12 protein-coding genes and 1 pseudogene are annotated in these 16500 nt (G+C 41.2%); 3 read left to right on the top strand and 10 right to left on the bottom strand.

The annotated features are described in order from the left end of the window. Positions 1 to 8 precede the first annotated feature (8 nt). The 3 genes from QNK26_RS06405 to rlmD all read right to left on the bottom strand — a co-directional run bounded on the left by QNK26_RS06405 (position 9) and on the right by rlmD (position 7060). The gene (locus QNK26_RS06405; protein WP_319221632.1) at positions 9 to 3167 is read right to left on the bottom strand and encodes an HD domain-containing phosphohydrolase; all 3159 of its coding nucleotides are present in this window, start codon (positions 3165 to 3167) and stop codon (positions 9 to 11) included. Between the two features lie 265 nt (positions 3168 to 3432). After that, complete coding sequence (gene relA / locus QNK26_RS06400; RefSeq protein WP_319221631.1) at positions 3433 to 5679, bottom strand: GTP diphosphokinase; 2247 nt, start codon at positions 5677 to 5679, stop codon at positions 3433 to 3435. A 46-nt stretch (positions 5680 to 5725) separates the two neighbouring features. After that, positions 5726 to 7060, bottom strand: coding sequence for a 23S rRNA (uracil(1939)-C(5))-methyltransferase RlmD (rlmD, locus tag QNK26_RS06395; RefSeq protein WP_319221630.1), 1335 nt, complete (start codon positions 7058 to 7060; stop codon positions 5726 to 5728). Positions 7061 to 7178: 118 nt separating this feature from the next. Here rlmD and barA point away from each other — a divergent pair, with 118 nt between their 5' ends. Next, the gene (gene barA, locus QNK26_RS06390; RefSeq protein ID WP_319221629.1) at positions 7179 to 9914 is read left to right on the top strand and encodes a two-component sensor histidine kinase BarA; all 2736 of its coding nucleotides are present in this window, start codon (positions 7179 to 7181) and stop codon (positions 9912 to 9914) included. A gap of 78 nt (positions 9915 to 9992) precedes the next feature. On the opposite strand, the gene QNK26_RS06385 is transcribed toward barA, so the two are convergent. After that, entirely contained in the window at positions 9993 to 10874 is an 882-nt protein-coding gene (locus tag QNK26_RS06385; RefSeq protein WP_319221628.1) for a LysR family transcriptional regulator, read from the bottom strand. A gap of 163 nt (positions 10875 to 11037) precedes the next feature. Between QNK26_RS06385 and QNK26_RS06380 the strand changes: the two genes are divergently transcribed. Both QNK26_RS06380 and QNK26_RS06375 read left to right on the top strand, forming a co-directional pair. Then, positions 11038 to 11361, top strand: a complete 324-nt coding sequence (locus tag QNK26_RS06380; RefSeq protein ID WP_319221627.1) for a monooxygenase — start codon at positions 11038 to 11040, stop codon at positions 11359 to 11361. After that, positions 11351 to 11725, top strand: coding sequence for a hypothetical protein (locus QNK26_RS06375; RefSeq protein ID WP_319221625.1), 375 nt, complete (start codon positions 11351 to 11353; stop codon positions 11723 to 11725). The genes QNK26_RS06380 and QNK26_RS06375 overlap by 11 nt, the downstream gene beginning before the upstream one ends. A 71-nt stretch (positions 11726 to 11796) precedes the next feature. On the opposite strand, the gene pdxJ is transcribed toward QNK26_RS06375, so the two are convergent. The 6 genes and pseudogenes from pdxJ to QNK26_RS06345 all read right to left on the bottom strand — a co-directional run. Continuing rightward, positions 11797 to 12534, bottom strand: a complete 738-nt coding sequence (gene pdxJ, locus QNK26_RS06370) for a pyridoxine 5'-phosphate synthase (RefSeq protein WP_319221623.1) — start codon at positions 12532 to 12534, stop codon at positions 11797 to 11799. Then, entirely contained in the window at positions 12527 to 13234 is a 708-nt protein-coding gene (gene recO, locus QNK26_RS06365) for a DNA repair protein RecO (protein ID WP_319221622.1), read from the bottom strand. Before recO ends, pdxJ begins: the two co-directional genes overlap by 8 nt. 13 nt (positions 13235 to 13247) lie before the next feature. Next, positions 13248 to 14159, bottom strand: a complete 912-nt coding sequence (gene era, locus QNK26_RS06360; RefSeq protein ID WP_319221621.1) for a GTPase Era — start codon at positions 14157 to 14159, stop codon at positions 13248 to 13250. After that, on the bottom strand, positions 14156 to 14827 hold the full coding sequence (rnc, locus tag QNK26_RS06355; RefSeq protein WP_319221619.1) for a ribonuclease III: 672 nt from the start codon (positions 14825 to 14827) through the stop codon (positions 14156 to 14158). The genes era and rnc overlap by 4 nt, the downstream gene beginning before the upstream one ends. A gap of 2 nt (positions 14828 to 14829) precedes the next feature. Next, the gene (lepB, locus tag QNK26_RS06350; RefSeq protein WP_319221618.1) at positions 14830 to 15753 is read right to left on the bottom strand and encodes a signal peptidase I; all 924 of its coding nucleotides are present in this window, start codon (positions 15751 to 15753) and stop codon (positions 14830 to 14832) included. Beyond that, a pseudogene (locus tag QNK26_RS06345) lies at positions 15754 to 16500 on the bottom strand (elongation factor 4); the annotation flags it as partial. It lies immediately after the preceding gene.

Below are 16500 nucleotides of genomic sequence, written 5' to 3'. Positions count from 1 at the left end.
TAGTAAGCCTACAGGTATCGACTTAAATCAACCTCATCAAGCTGCTCAGGTTTCAAGTATTGCAGAGCATATTTAACATGAGTTCCGCTCTGCAAAAATAATTTAAATAACTCAATATCTAAGTGCTCATCCAATGCCATCTTATGCATGATATCGACAGCGACACTGACTGGTTTGGCTTTTTTGTAAGGGCGATCTGAAGCGGTTAAGGCTTCAAAGATATCTGCGATCACCAAGATACGTTCAGGAATTGAAAGATCGTCTGCAGTCAACTTACGTGGATAACCAGTACCTTTAAGCGTTTCATGGTGTGTTGAGGCATAACGTGGTACTCGACTTAATTCTGGAGGAAACGGTAGATTCTCTAACATCTTGATAGTACTAATCATATGCTCGTTAATCTTATACCTATCTTCCAGAGTTAGTGTACCGCGGCTAATCGTCAGGTTATACACTTCACCCAAATTATATTGATGCTCAGGTACATCCATTTTAATGCCATGTTTCGGATCAAACTCAACGTTACGTTCACGCTTGATAATATGCTCAGGCTTGTCAGACAGTAGCTGCTCAACTGCGGGTAATACTGATGACGCCGGTGCTTTGGCTAACTCTTCGACAGGTGATAGCCCGATACTATCATCAAAATGACGTAACCAAGTTTGTGATGATAGCGATTTAATACGCTCAATCTTATCGTTACTCATGAACTCCCCACCCACATTTGAAGTAGCAATAAATTCAAAGTCATCGGTTAATTGCCGCTGTTTTGATGCCAGTTCTGCATCTATCGCGACCTTATCTGCAGGTGTCGCTAATCGCTGTTTTAAAGCTGCTATTTCGGCATCACGCCACAAGATTTCAAATCGAGCTCTAATTTCGTGAATACGGTTATAGTTGGTTTCTAATTTACTACCTTTATCAACAATGTACTCTGGCGTCGTTATTTTGCCACAATCATGTAACCAAGCCGCGATCCTAAACTCACGTTTCTCATCCGCATTGGCAAACTTGAAATCTTTAAATAAAGTCGCATCACTCAGCTCAACCGCTTCAGCTAACATGATGCCAAGCTCAGGAACACGATTACAATGCCCTGCGGTATAAGCAGACTTATCATCAATGGCTTGGGCTATCAGTTTAATAAACGCTTCTAAAAACTCTTCCTGAGCAGCCTCATGCTGTTTCAATGCGGTTGACATTTCGGTCAATGAATTCGATAAATCCCATATCTCTTTAATCGAGGTATCGACAAGTTCGACGAGATCATAGTCACGATGCTTTATTTGCTGAGCCTGCAGGCGTAACAGGTAAATCGGGCGTACAATCGGTCCGCTAAATAGCCATGCTAATGGTAATATCAGTAGCATAATCCCAAGCGTAATACCGACAGACATCACGACTCGTTTATTCACACCACTGTAAATAACGTCTTTGGGGATGATCACCGAAAAGAATTCAGTCGCATTATTGCCAGGTTTAATCGGGCTTATATAAATAAATCGTTCTTCACCGTCAATGATCCGTTTGACTATTTTTCCATATACATTTTCTTGGTTAGCTAACGCTAATAATTCGGGATAAGGGATCATGATATCCCCTCTCAGCAACTGACGTTCATCCATCCACTTACGTTGCAGTACCAGGCGTTGCTCTGGGGTGATATGACGAATAGCTAAATTAATGATCGGGATCAGAGCTTCATATTTTTTATTTAACACAATATGAAATTCAGACAAATAACCTTGTGAGGCGATGCTGAACGATTGATGTAACCGCAGGTTCTGATAGAAATATTGCACCAGTCCAGCGTCCAACACAGCAGCACTATCAAGTAATGCAGAGGTTTCACCGAGTGACACGGATTCAAATGCTGCTTTAAGTGTTTGGAACTCAATCAGCTCAATGTTCGGAAAATCTTGTTTCAATGCAGGAATGATTGACCAACCCGATAAAATAGCCACTTTTTTCCCTTCCAACTCAGCGTAATCACGAATATAGGGGATGCTATCTTTGGTTACGATTGAAAAGGGTAAATTATAAATCGGAGCTGAATATGCTCCATGAATGCTATTTGCATTGGATTTCTGCAATGAATGTAACCCATCCAATGAACCGTTATTGTATTTACCAACTAATTGCGCCCAAGTGAAGCCATTGATAAATTCAAAATCAATGCCCGTCATATCTTCAATAAGATTCAAGACATCAATTGCATAACCTTTCGGCTCACCCGATGCAGCAAAATCTATCGGAGCCCAATCATTTTGGTTCGACATTTTTATGGAGGTAGTCTGGCTTAATACACGTTCTTGTGCAGGGCTTAAATCAAGTCGCTTCGATACTGGCACCTCAATCGTTTTTACATGTTTACGGTTAGATGCAATAACCTCCCCTGATTTAAGGTAAATAAACGATTCAATATTAGCGTCATCACCTAAATTAAGCTTATCAACAGAAAGCTTACTGGCCAACGATGACAATACAATATCAATGCCCAATACATAATTTTGTTGATTATTCGATTTAGATGAAAATTGCAAAGAATAAGTTTGCCCAGTGATCTTTAAGTGCTGGAATAAATAGGGCTTAGTTTTCGTGACACTATCGGCATTAGCCGATATAAACCAAGGTCTGACACTGGGAAAGTAATTACTTTGGGTGGTTTTCAGTTCACGTAATTCAAAGGCATGATTGTAATAATACGTCTCTCGAATACGTTTATTTGGCTCTCCAGTTATTTTAATCACCACCCAACGGTCACTCTTGTCAGCAACTATTTTTTGGCGAACTATCGGCGAAGACTCTAAATTAATAACTTGATAAAATTGATTATTATCAGCACCAATATAGATACTATAAAAAAGCGGGTTATCTTCCATTGATTTCGATAGTATGTCACGAATATCAATTTCATCGGCAGTCATATCAAGGGTTCGGCTAATCGAGGCTAATAATTTAGCAGTGCTCGTGGCATCAACCTCTAAATCTTGTACATACTCACTGAGTTCTGTCGATGACACTGACAACAAAGACAATGCCTGTTCTGCTGCCATCTTTTTACTAAAGTGATATTGCAGTGAGATAGCAACCAGCGTGGTTAATATTGTGGCGAGTAAAAACATCCCACCCACAGTAAAGCGAAGTGAAAACTTAGTTTTTTTCATTGTAGTTCATCCCTAAATACAATTACTGATTTTTATATAAAATATATTAAAGTATTGATCTCACTTATCTAAAATAAATATACCTGAAATTGGGTATATATCAACCACTCTGTTTATTGATATAAGTAACTGAATTAAAAAGAGACCCAAAATAAAATAGCGCCTTAAGCCAACCGTTCAGCAACACCAACTCCGCGAAAATAGCCAATAAAAAAGCCAGTATTGCGCGAACAATACTGGCTTCTTCAATAATGCCATTAAGTTGTTATTTTAACCGCTTAGCATAAATAACGCCTTTCACTTGACTCATACGGTTAGTCAGATGGCTTAAGGTATCAATATTATAAAGTTCGATATTAATTTCTAAGGTTGCTGTTTGCTGCTTAGCATCAGTACGAGTATTCATGCCAACGACATGAATACGATCATTAGCAAAAATAGTCGTTAAATCGCGTAGTAAACCACTGCGGTCACTGGCATGCACGACTAATGTCACGCCATAGCCACCGCTAAAGTCGCTGCCCCAAACCGCATCAATAATACGTTCTGGTTGGCGGTTACATAAATCAGCATACTGTAAACAGCCATGGCGGTGAATAGAGATACCGCGGCCTTGGGTGATATAACCAACAATTTCATCACCCGGGATCGGCTGGCAACAATTGGCAATGTGGGTCATGAGATTACCCATGCCTTCCACGACAATATGGTCTTTGTTGCGCTTTTTCTTCGCCTGATTCTGTGATTTTTGTACTTGCTGGTCAACCAACTCTAACGCCAGTTTATCTTCTTCTTCAGCACTAGGTTGCAATAACAGCACTTTAATGTGGTTAATAACTTGGTTAAGGCGTGCATCACCACTACCAACCTGCGCCAATAAATCTTCTAAGGTATTTGAATTAAAACGCTCAAAGGCACAACTGGCATCAGCCAGTTGTAGCTTAAGTTTATGCAACTCCCCCTCTAACATGTCCTTGCCCGCGGCAACATTCTTATCGCGATCAAGACGCTTAAAGTAGGTATTAATCTTCGCTCGTGCACGCGCCGACTTCACATAACCGAGGTTTGGTAATAACCAGTCACGGCTTGGGTTGGGATTTTTCTGGGTGATGATCTCAATCTGATCGCCAGTTTGCAGCTCATAAGTGAACGGCACAATACGGCCACTGATCTTGGCACCAATACAACGGTGACCAACCATGCTATGTACATAGTAAGCAAAATCAAGCGGTGTCGAGCCTTGCGGCATATCAACCACATCACCTTTTGGGGTAAACACATAAACACGATCATCAAATACCTGACTGCGTAACTCATCAACTAAGCTACCGCTTTCAGCCATATCATCCTGCCATGCAAGTAGTTTACGTAGCCAAGCAATTTTCTCTTCGTAGCTGCCTTTCTTAGTTGTATCCGCGCCTTCTTTGTAACGCCAATGCGCAGCAACACCTAATTCAGCATCATCATGCATTTGCTTAGTGCGGATCTGCACTTCAACGGCTTTATTTTCATCGCCGACCGCAACAACGGTATGAATAGATTGATAACCATTAGCTTTTGGATTCGCCACGTAATCATCAAATTCACTTGGGATCGGACGGAATAAGTTATGGATCACACCTAATGCCGCATAGCAATCTTGCAACTCTGCAGCGATCACCCGTACGGCACGCACGTCATAAAGACCAGTAAAGTCCAAGTTTTTCTTCTGCATCTTTTTCCAGATACTATAGATATGCTTAGGACGGCCATAAACTTCAACGCGACCACCAGCCGCTTCAACACCATCTTTAACTTGCGATACGAAGCTGTCGATAAACTCTTCGCGGTCAATACGACGTTCCAGTAACAACTTGGCGATTTGCTTATAGGTATCGGGATGAGAATAACGGAATGAGAGATCTTCGAGCTCCCATTTTAACTGACCAATACCGAGGCGATTTGCTAACGGTGAATAGATATCGGAAATTTCTTTTGCTGCCAGTACGCGTTCTTCTTCAGAGGCATTTTTAACCTGACGAAGATGACAAATACGTTCCGCTAATTTGATCACAATCGCGCGCACATCATCCACGATCGCCATTAACATACGACGTAAATTGTCGACTTGGGTTTCTGATGGTTTTTGTGATTTTGCTTGCAGCGTACGGATCGCATCCATCTCTACAACAGCAACAAGTAGCGGCAGTAATTTACTGCCAAACAAGGCTTCAATTTGTTCATTATCATAAAGTTTGGCGTCAAAGAACGGGTATAACAAGGCTACCTTAAGAGTATCCATGTCCATATCCATGGTCATTAATATTTCGACCATTTCTACCCCGTAAGCCAATAACGGGAAAGTGAGCCCAGCGTCGTCTGCTAAAGATTCCGCTGTTTCTTTTAATGCTAATTGAGTATATAACTCAAATAATTCATCTTGCTCTGTCGAGGTGAGTGCTAACGAAGACGTCCAAGTCTTCGCATCAAAGTCTTCCGGGTTGGTCAAATGAGAATCACGTACCGCAACCATGTCTTAATTCCTAACAAGATTAAACCAAAATACACACGTTTAATGTCTAAACGCGTTCAAATAACGCCATTGATTCGACATGTCCTGTTTGTGGGAACATATCAATCATGCCTAGGCGTGTTAATTTATAATGCTTTTCCATCAACAACTTCGAGTCTCGCGCTAATGTTCCTGGATTACAAGATACATAGACAATTTTTTTCACTTTTAGTTTATGTAAATATTGCACTGTTTCAGCAGCACCCGCGCGCGCCGGATCTAACAATACTTTATCGAAACTATTTTTAGCCCAAGGCAGCTTGGAGAAATCCGCGGATAAGTCCGCTTGATAAAACGTGGCATTATCAACATTGTTGGCAATCGCATTGGCTTGTGCTTGACGCACCATTTCATCAACGCCTTCAACACCAACCACCGAGTGGCATAAGCTCGCCACTGGCAAGCTAAAGTTACCACCACCGCAGAACAGATCTAACACTTTATCTTCAGGGTTTAATTCAAGCCAATCAATCGCTTGTTTTACCATCTGATTATTCACTGCTGGGTTAACCTGAATAAAATTACCAGGGGTAAAGCTTAACTTAAATTCACCATCAGCCAGCTGATACCAAGCGGCGGGTGTATCAGGCGTTAGCTTAAGCACCGAGTCCGGCTCAGGTTGCAGGTAAATACTTAATTGCTGTTCACGGGCGAACGCTTGTAATAAACCCTGATCTTTATCATTTAATGGTTTTAAAATGCGGAACAAGCATATAATGCCAGAATCGACAGCAAATATTTCAATATGACCTAGATCACGACGTACTGTAAGCGTAGCAATTAATTGGCGTAACGGTTGGATTAATGCAGACAAGGTTGGTACTAATACAGGGCACTCATTAATCGCCACTAGTGATTTACTGTTACGTTCACGGAAGCCAAATACTAATTGTTTAGCCTTGCGATCAAACATCACACTTAACCGTGCTGTACGACGGTAGTGCCAAGGTTGCGATAAAATAGGCTCGGCACATTCAATAGCATCATTTTTACTGAAGTTCTGTAATAAACTAAACAGTGCTGTTTGTTTATAATCTGCCTGATCATGGCTATCGAGAGTTTGTAAACTACAGCCGCCACACGTTGCATAATGTGGACACGCGGGTGTAATTCGTTGCTCAGAAGGGGTTAATACTTTTCTTAACGTCGCTTTGGCATATTGCTTTTTTTGCTCAATAATATTCACTGATACTCGCTCACCTGGTAGTGCACCAGCAACAAATATCGCTTTGCCATCAAGACGACCAAAACCTAGACCTTGATGATCTAACTTTTCAATAGTGATCTCGACCGCTTTACTCGGAGTTTTCTGTACTTTTTTTGCTTTAAAAATTTGTGCCATATTGATATACAACTATTGCCTATGTCATCATTAGGGTATTATTCTAACCTGCTTTCCCGCTTTATACTTTAAATAACTTCGCAGATGGCATTAAACCCGATACCAATAAGATGACTTTATGACTAAATATGGACTTCGTGCCAAAGTAATGTCGCTGACGATTTTACCGACCATTTTGATCGGTACATTATTAGCCAGCTATTTCACCTTTAACCGCTATCAACAGTTAGAGACTGTACTTATTGAGCAGGGCATCAATATTATTGAACCCCTAGCGATTGCAGGTGAGTACGGCATGCTGCAAAACAGCAGGGAATCACTAAAAAAATTACTCGGCTTAACCCACCGTAAGTTTGCCCCTACGATTAAAAGTATCGCTATTTTCGATACCAATAATAAGCTGTTTGTAACCAGTAATTATCATCGTAATTTTTCAGTACTTAAAAATCCTGATGGCATAAAAATACCAGATACCACCCAAGTCGAAGTACTTGATGATTACATTATTCTGCGCTCACCTATTATTGCCGAAATTGACAATACCAACTTCCCATTGAGCTTAGAAAACCCAGAGCAGGTTCTTGGTTATTTATCGATTCAGCTAGTACGTGACAAAGCCATATTACTGCAATACCGTGATACTACCGTCGCGGTATTTATTGTATTACTGGGCTTTTTTAGCGCACTTATCTTTTCTTGGCGATTAGTTAAAAACGTAACCCAACCGATTACAGATATGGTGGCCGTGGTTGATAGGATCAGAGAGGGTCGACTCGACGCTAGGGTTACTGGTGAGCATACTGGTGAACTAGCCCTGCTCAAGAACGGGATCAACTCGATGGCCAAATCGCTATCGGCTTATCACGAGGAAATGCAGCAAAACATTGACCAAGCGACCTCAGATCTACGTGAAACATTAGAGCAGATCGAAATTCAAAATATTGAATTGGATATGGCGAAAAAGCGTGCCCAAGCAGCAGCTCGAGTGAAGTCTGAATTTCTGGCCAATATGAGTCATGAATTAAGAACCCCACTTAATGGTGTGATTGGCTTCTCGCGCCAATTATTAAAAACATCGCTAAGCCCTAACCAAACCGATTACTTACAGACCATTGAAAAATCAGCTAAGAATTTACTTAACATTATTAATGATATTCTCGATTTCTCTAAGCTTGAAGCCGGTAAACTGACCTTAGAGCAGATCCCATTCAATCTGCGCGATACCATTGAAGAAGCGGCGATCTTACTCGCACCAACTGTGCATGATAAAGGCCTCGAATTATCGCTACACGTTGATAAGAATGTACCTGACGGTATTATTGGTGACCCATTCCGTTTCCAACAAGTGATCACTAACTTACTCGGTAATGCGATCAAGTTTACTGAAAATGGTAACATTGACATTCATATCGAATTGCTGGAATGGACGGATAATAGCGTCACCATTCAAACTAATATCCGTGATACTGGTATTGGTATTTCAGAGCAACAACAAGCGCAGTTGTTTGAAGCCTTTAATCAAGCCGATACCAGTATTTCACGTCGTTATGGCGGAACAGGTCTAGGCCTAGTGATCACCCAACGCTTGGTTGAGTTTATGGGTGGTGAGATCTCACTTGACTCTGACTTAGGCCAAGGTTCTAACTTTAAATTCTCGCTGAAGTTTAACGTTACCTCAACCTCACTATCAGAGCCACTACCGGTGAGTGATTTTAAAGGTAAACAGGTATTACTTTACGAGGCAGACAATTACTCAGCACGCTCATTAATATCACTGCTTAATAGCTGGGATCTTGACGTGCTCCATTGTGCTAATGAAGCAGAGTGGCAGCATTACATTAATCAACCCTATCACTGCGTGATTATTGCCCAGAACGATGAAAGTAATTTAACCCCTATGTATAACAAGATGAGTCAATGTCATGATCTAGGCTCAGCGGTCGTGGTATTAATTAACTCTTCAGATCCTTGTTTACAAGAAGAAATAATTCGCGTGGGCGCAAGACATTGCCTGACCAAGCCATGTAATCACCGTAAATTAGTTAATGCCTTAGCGTACTTAGACAAACCCGCTGAACATCCAATCCCGCAATTGAAGATTGAGAAACCAAAAGCCAAAGTTGACCTGTCTATTTTAGCGGTTGATGATAACCCAGCCAATCTAAAATTAATTAGTGCTATGTTAGCAGATTCAGTCACCAAGATTGAAAGCTGTAGCAATGGTGCAGAAGCCGTTGCGAAAGCCAATTTGATGGACTTTGATATTATCTTTATGGATATTCAGATGCCTATTATGGATGGTATCAGCGCCTGTAAAGCGATCCGTTCTGGTACGCGTAATCAATCAACACCGATCATTGCAGTCACAGCCCACGCCATGAGTGGTGAACGCGATCGTTTACTCAGTAAAGGCATGGATGATTACTTAACTAAACCTATTGATGAATCGATTCTTAAGCGAATTCTGCAGCAGTGGAGCAGTAATTCACATGATAGTACTGTGGTACAAAATCATATCTTAGACTGGCCACTGACCCTGCAACGATCGATGGGCAAAGAAGACCTTGCCGTTGATATGCTCGAGCTGTTTATTAATAGCCTACCGGAAATCAGTGAACACTTAGAACTGGCACTTGCACGTAGCTTGTCACGTTCTGAGTTTAAGCAGATCATTCATAAATTCCATGGTGGCGCGGCCTGTTGTGGGGTATTACCTATTCAGAATTTAGCCGATCAAATTGAACGCGGGTTACGCAAAGGAGCTGAAATTGAAGATGTCGAACCGGAAATTTTTGAGCTACAGGAAGCGATTGAAAGCGTGATAAAAGAAGCACAGCCTTATTTACCAAATTAACCTATAACCTCACGGTGGTGTTGCAAAACATGATCGTGAGGTTATTACGGGTGCAAGCAAGGATGCGAGGCAATATTGTTACCTTCCATTTACCGATGCCAATAACAGCTGATACAACCCCTTTGCCGCAGGCCCGGTCTTCGGCCCTTTTGGCAAGGTGAGATGCAAAGGCACATGGTAACAATTTGAATACTCGACGCTAAGTACAACCACATCGCAATCCTTATGTTGATCTACAATATGCTTGGGCAAACGACAATAACCCAGACCTTGCTTAACCGCCTGCCAAGCGTGATCAAAGTTATCGACCGTAATACGCTGACTCGACTTTAGCCAACCGACATCAATATTATCTGCCACGCCTAAATCACGGATGACAATTTGTCTATTAACCGTTAAATCTGCCAAACAAAGTTCAGCCTTATCCGCTAATAAATGCCCCTTCATGACCACTGGCAACATACTCACAGTACCAAATGATTCACAGGGATGGTTAGTGATTGGAAAGTTCACAATAGAAATATCAGCTTGTTGCGCTTCTACCATACTCGTGGTTTTTGATAACGACGTTTCTACAATTTTAATCGACGTCGTACTGTTCTGCGCAAGGAATCCAGCCAACGGGCCATACAGCCATTGTCGGTCGCATAGATGATCAATGGCAATCACCAGCTCAGATTCCACCCCCTGCGTTAGCTGAGTGCTTATTTCCTCTAATGCTTGGGCTTGCTCAATCATCGACTGCGCCCTGCGTAATAACGACTTACCGTCTTCAGTAAGTACAGCCCGTCGACCTTTAATTTTAACCAAGGATACACCAAGTTGATCTTCAAGTTTCTTTATTGCATAGATCAAAGTGGTATGACTTTTATTTAGCACTGTAGCGGCCGCTTGGATGCTACCGGCCTTATCCACCTCAAATAAGGTCAGCCATTGATCTAATGTTGTCTTTAATCTCATCGGTCTATTTATTCCACAGTTATACACAGTTTTATGAACTTTTATGTTCAATTTTTATAGATATTATAGTGCCTATAACAAAGAGCAAGCAAAAGCATCTCGCTTACTCTTTACTTTTCTCTTTATTTAACTCTGCGCACCAATACGCAACTGGAGATAAAAAATGCAAAAATTATTACAAGTAGATTTCGATTTTACCGGTCCATTTGGTGATGAGATGTCGGCGATGTTAGTCGGACTAGCCGAATCGATAAACCATGAACCGGGGATGATATGGAAAATTTGGACTGAAAAGAAAACCGCACAATTAGGTGGTGGTATTTATCTGTTTGAGAATCAAGCTTATGCTCAGGCTTACTTAGACATGCACTCGAGACGATTAAAAGCGATGGGTGTGACTGAGATCAGAGGGCATATTTTCGATATAAACATGCCGTTATCCAGTATTAACCACGCGCCACTAACAGAGGGCGACAATGATGAATAATAACACCTTCTTAACCGCACATGGCATCATCTATGGCATCTTTGCTTTGGGCTTATTTTTTATCCCTACGCTCATATGGCCGATGTACGGGGTAGAGCTAAATGACAAATATGCATATTTTTTATCACAACATAACAGTATTTTCTTAGGAGGCATGGCCGCGATAAGTTTATTGCTAAGGGATATAGAGCCTGGGACTTTAGCCAAAAAGCTATTTCTCGCGCTGCTAATTAGCAACCTACTTGGCGTTGCAATCACTTTATATGCAGGAGTAACGGGGGTGTTTATTGGTTTCGGTTGGAGTGATCCAGTATTCTTTAGCTTACTTGCAATATTGAGTTATTACCAATTCAAAAAGCAGTAGTCATGTTTGGACTTTTTCAAATAAAGGCCAACGCCTTGGCATTGGTCTTTATACTGACAGACTGTCATAATCTAACGGTTATTACGCGCTTCTTGAATAAGAATCTGCATGTCTTTAACTGCTTTACCTAGACCATCAAATGTCGCACGAGCAATAATGGCATGACCGATGTTTAGTTCATAAATCTCAGGAATAGCGGCGATTGGTTGCACGTTATGGTAATGCAAACCATGACCAGCATTTACTTTTAAGCCAGCGTTGTGCGCATAGCTCACGCCTGCAGCAATCTTCTTCAATTCAGCTTGTTGCTCAGAGTCAGAGTCTGCATCAGCATAAGCACCAGTATGCACTTCAATGTACGGCGCACCAGAACTAACAGCTGCATCGATTTGCTCTTTATCTGCATCAATGAATAACGATACTAAAATACCGGCTTCAGTTAAACGTTTAACAGCTTGAGTGATCTTGTCTTGCTGACCAACGACATCTAAGCCACCTTCTGTTGTTAGCTCTTCACGCTTTTCAGGAACTAAACAAACAAATTCAGGTTTGATCTCACAAGCAATATCGAGCATCTCAGCGGTTACCGCCATTTCTAGATTCATGCGAGTTTGAATGGTTTCTTTTAATACACGTACATCGCGATCAACAATGTGACGACGGTCTTCACGTAAATGCACCGTAATACCGTCTGCGCCATTTAATTCTGCGACAGATGCAGCATGGACAGGATCAGGGTAAGTCGTGCCTCGTGCTTGGCGTAAGGTTGCGATGTGGTCAATATTGACACCTAAAAAGATCTTATTCACGTTTAATTCCCTTATTAATAAATAGTTCTCTGCTTTTCAGCGGTTTGTTACCTAAATAGGGTAGCAAAATTTGGCGACAAAAGCGTTTTGCTGCGGCTAAATTATCTGGATTAAATTGTCGTTGTTCAAATGCTAGCAAGTCTTTACCTAAAAATGAGCTACCCACAGCTACTTTATAGATAGACGGTATTATCCCAACATGCGCGACGTATTTATACATACGGTCAGGGAACACGGCATCCATCGTATCAGCACAATAACTTAACGTACCAATGTTACCTAAACATTGCATTAAATTAAGTTCAAATTCACGCAATAAGGGTTCAAGAGGTTCGCGTTTGGCTAACGCTAATAAGGCATGTTGATAATGGGAGAATAGCTCGGGGTTAGCTTGTTCACTGGCAAGTAAGCGATAAAGTAATTCGTTGAGATAAAAGCTAGCATAAAGATGCCGCCCAGAGAGAGGTAATGAGTTAGATACCGCCTCAACCTGGCGCATGGATTTTAATCCACCTTTGCCGGCATAGGCGATATTGAGTAAGGTAAACGGCTGTAAAATAGCACTTTGACTATTCTTACGCCCTCGCCCTGCACGTCCCACTAACGAAATTTTACCATCATTAATGGTAAAGAAGTCGATGAGTAAACTCGACTCCTTAAATGGTCGACGGTGCAGTACAAAGGCGTTTTGTAAGTCCATGCAATAGTGCTATTTACACTTCATCTCCGTAACCTAAGCTACGAAGTGCACGTTCATCATCAGCCCAACCAGACTTCACTTTAACCCAACATTCTAGGAATACTTTATTATCAAACAAAGTTTCCATATCACGTCGTGCTTCAGTACCAATGGTTTTTAATTTCGAACCTTTATTACCAATAACCATACGTTTTTGAGTATCACGCTCAACTAAAATTAACGCATTGATGTGGAATGTGCCGTTTTCGCTGACTTTAAACTGCTCAATCTCGACCGTAGTTGAGTAAGGCAATTCTTGACCAGTGAAGCGCATCAGTTTTTCACGAATGATTTCAGATGCCATGAAACGTGAAGAACGATCAGTTACATAATCTTCAGGGAAGTAAAAATCACCTTCTTGTAACTGCTGCGAACAAATACCACGTAGCATTTCTACATTAGTACCTTTCGTTGCCGAGATCGGGATAATTTCTGCGAAGTTAAACTTATCAGCTAATACCTTTAAATGAGGCATTAATTCTTCAGCTTTATCTTTAATCGCATCGGTTTTATTAATCGCCAAATAAATTGGGCATTTAATATCACGTAACTTGTTTAATACCATTTCGTCATCGTCAGTCCAACGCGTACCATCAACGACAAAAATTACCGCATCAACATCAATGTCTTTTAGTGAACTGCTTGCTGCACGGTTCATTAAACGGTTGATGGCACGTTTTTCATCAATATGTAGACCTGGAGTATCAACATAGACAGTTTGACGATTTTCTTCAGTATCAATACCTAGAATACGGTGACGAGTCGTTTGTGGCTTACGCGAGGTAATACTTACCTTTTGTCCCAGAATACGGTTTAGTAACGTTGATTTGCCGACGTTAGGACGACCAACGATAGCAACAAAGCCGCTATAAGTCATATCACTCATTGTAATTGCTCCAATGCTTTTTGAGCTGCTTCTTGTTCTGCTTTACGACGACTAGTACCTTTACCTGTAACAGGTTGCTCTAGGCCTTCAATAACGCAATGAATAGTGAACTCTTGATTATGAGCTTCACCTTTAACTTCCTCTACTTGATACAGTGGAAGAGCTTGCTTACGTCCTTGCAACCATTCTTGTAACTGTGTTTTCGCGTCTTTCTGACCAATACCTGGTTTGATGTCCGCTAAACGTGTTGCATACCAAGCCAGTACGCGTTCACGAGTTGTTTCAATGTCACTATCTAAATACATTGCACCAATTAAGGCTTCAACGGTATCCGCTAAGATAGATTCGCGACGGAAGCCGCCACTTTTTAATTCACCTGGACCTAAGATTAAGCATTCACTTAACTCAAATTCACGCGCAATCTCTGCAAGCGTTAACCCTTTAACTAAGGTTGCGCGCATACGACTGAGATCGCCTTCAGGCACCTCTGGGAACTTGCAAAATAATGCATCAGAGATAATAAAACCAAGTACCGAATCACCTAGAAATTCTAAGCGTTCGTTATGCTTGAAATACGCACTACGGTGAGTCAGCGCTTGCTGTAATAACGCAGCATCTTTGTACTCATAACCAAGTACTGTTTGTAATCTTTCTAATAAAATTGTCATAATTATTTTAACTTGCCAATACGACTAAAGCGTATACCTGTTGGGATCCAACTAGGTAATAAAGAATCTTGGTCGCGTTCAAATTCGAAACTAGTCCAAATGAACACAGCCTTGCCGACTAAGTTTGCTTCTGGAACAAAACCCCAAAAACGGCTATCAGCACTATTATCGCGGTTATCACCCATCATGAAGTAATTACCGGCCGGTACAACCCATTCATATTGACGGGTTGGCGGATTAACTTGCTGATAAAAATCACTGGCTAAATCAGGACGACTAGGATTAATTAAGATGTTATGTGCGACATCCCCTAGTTGCTCTGTATATTGCTGCAATTCAACCATTTGATCTTTAAATTTGCCGATTTCGACTAAGCTCAGATCGAGTTTTTTAAATCCTTTGCAGTCTGTCCCAGTACATGCCTTTTGAATGTAAACCTGCTTCCCACGATAAGCGATACGATCCCCCGGCAAACCGACGACACGTTTGATGTAATCAACGGTTGGCTGTGGTGGGTATTTAAATACCGCCACATCGCCACGTTCTGGCTTACCGGTTTCGATAAGTGTAGAACGTAATACTGGATCTTTAACGCCATAACTAAATTTTTCAACCAGAATAAAATCACCAACTAATAACGTTGGCATCATAGAGCCTGATGGAATTTGAAATGGTTCGTATAAAAATGAACGTAATACCAATACTAACGCTAATACTGGAAAAAATGCTTTCGGATATTCAATCCACCAAGGCTCCAACAGCAACCGTTCAACAACCTCATTATCAACCGTTTTTTCGTCAACACCATTTTTATAAGTATTGACTGCCTGTTGACGTTGACGATTAAAAACCAATAAATCCAACGCAACAAATACACCGGTAAAACCAACAAGTACAACAAGAATAAGCGAGAAATCCATATCCATTTAACTATCCACCTTCAATACTGCCAAAAATGCATCTTGAGGAATTTCAACATTACCCACCTGCTTCATGCGTTTCTTTCCATCTTTTTGTTTTTGAAGCAATTTTTTCTTACGGCTGATATCACCACCGTAGCATTTTGCTGTTACATTTTTACGTAGCGCTTTTACCGTTTGACGGGCAATTATCTGACTCCCAATTGCGGCTTGTATCGCGACATCAAACATTTGACGAGGAATAATTTCTCTCATTTTATCCGTTATCGCCCGACCGCGACTCTGTGCTTTATCCGCGTGACAAATCAGTGCTAATGCATCCACTTTATCGCCATTAATCAACATATCGACACGCACTAGCTTACTCGCCTCAAAACGCTTGAAGCTGTAATCAAGAGAAGCATAGCCACGGCTAGTGGACTTCAACCGATCAAAGAAATCTAACACAACTTCACTCATCGGAATCTCATAATGTACAGCAACCTGGCTTCCTAAGAACTGTAGGTTTTTTTGCACCCCACGCTTTTCAACACAAAGCGTAATAACATTACCTAGATGCTCTTGAGGCACAAGAATATGCACTTCGGCTATCGGTTCTCTAAATTCATCTATTTTTGTCCCTTCAGGTAACTTTGATGGGTTATCAACCAGCATGACATCACCATTATTCAGCAACAACTCAAAAACCACGGTCGGTGCTGTTGTAATTAGATCAAGGTCATACTCACGCTCAAGGCGCTCTTGGATGATTTC

The organism is Moritella sp. (assembly GCF_033791185.1).
Classification (GTDB): domain Bacteria; phylum Pseudomonadota; class Gammaproteobacteria; order Enterobacterales; family Moritellaceae; genus Moritella.
Note: the sequence above shows the minus strand (reverse complement) of the source record. Positions and strands in the feature narration are given on the sequence as shown.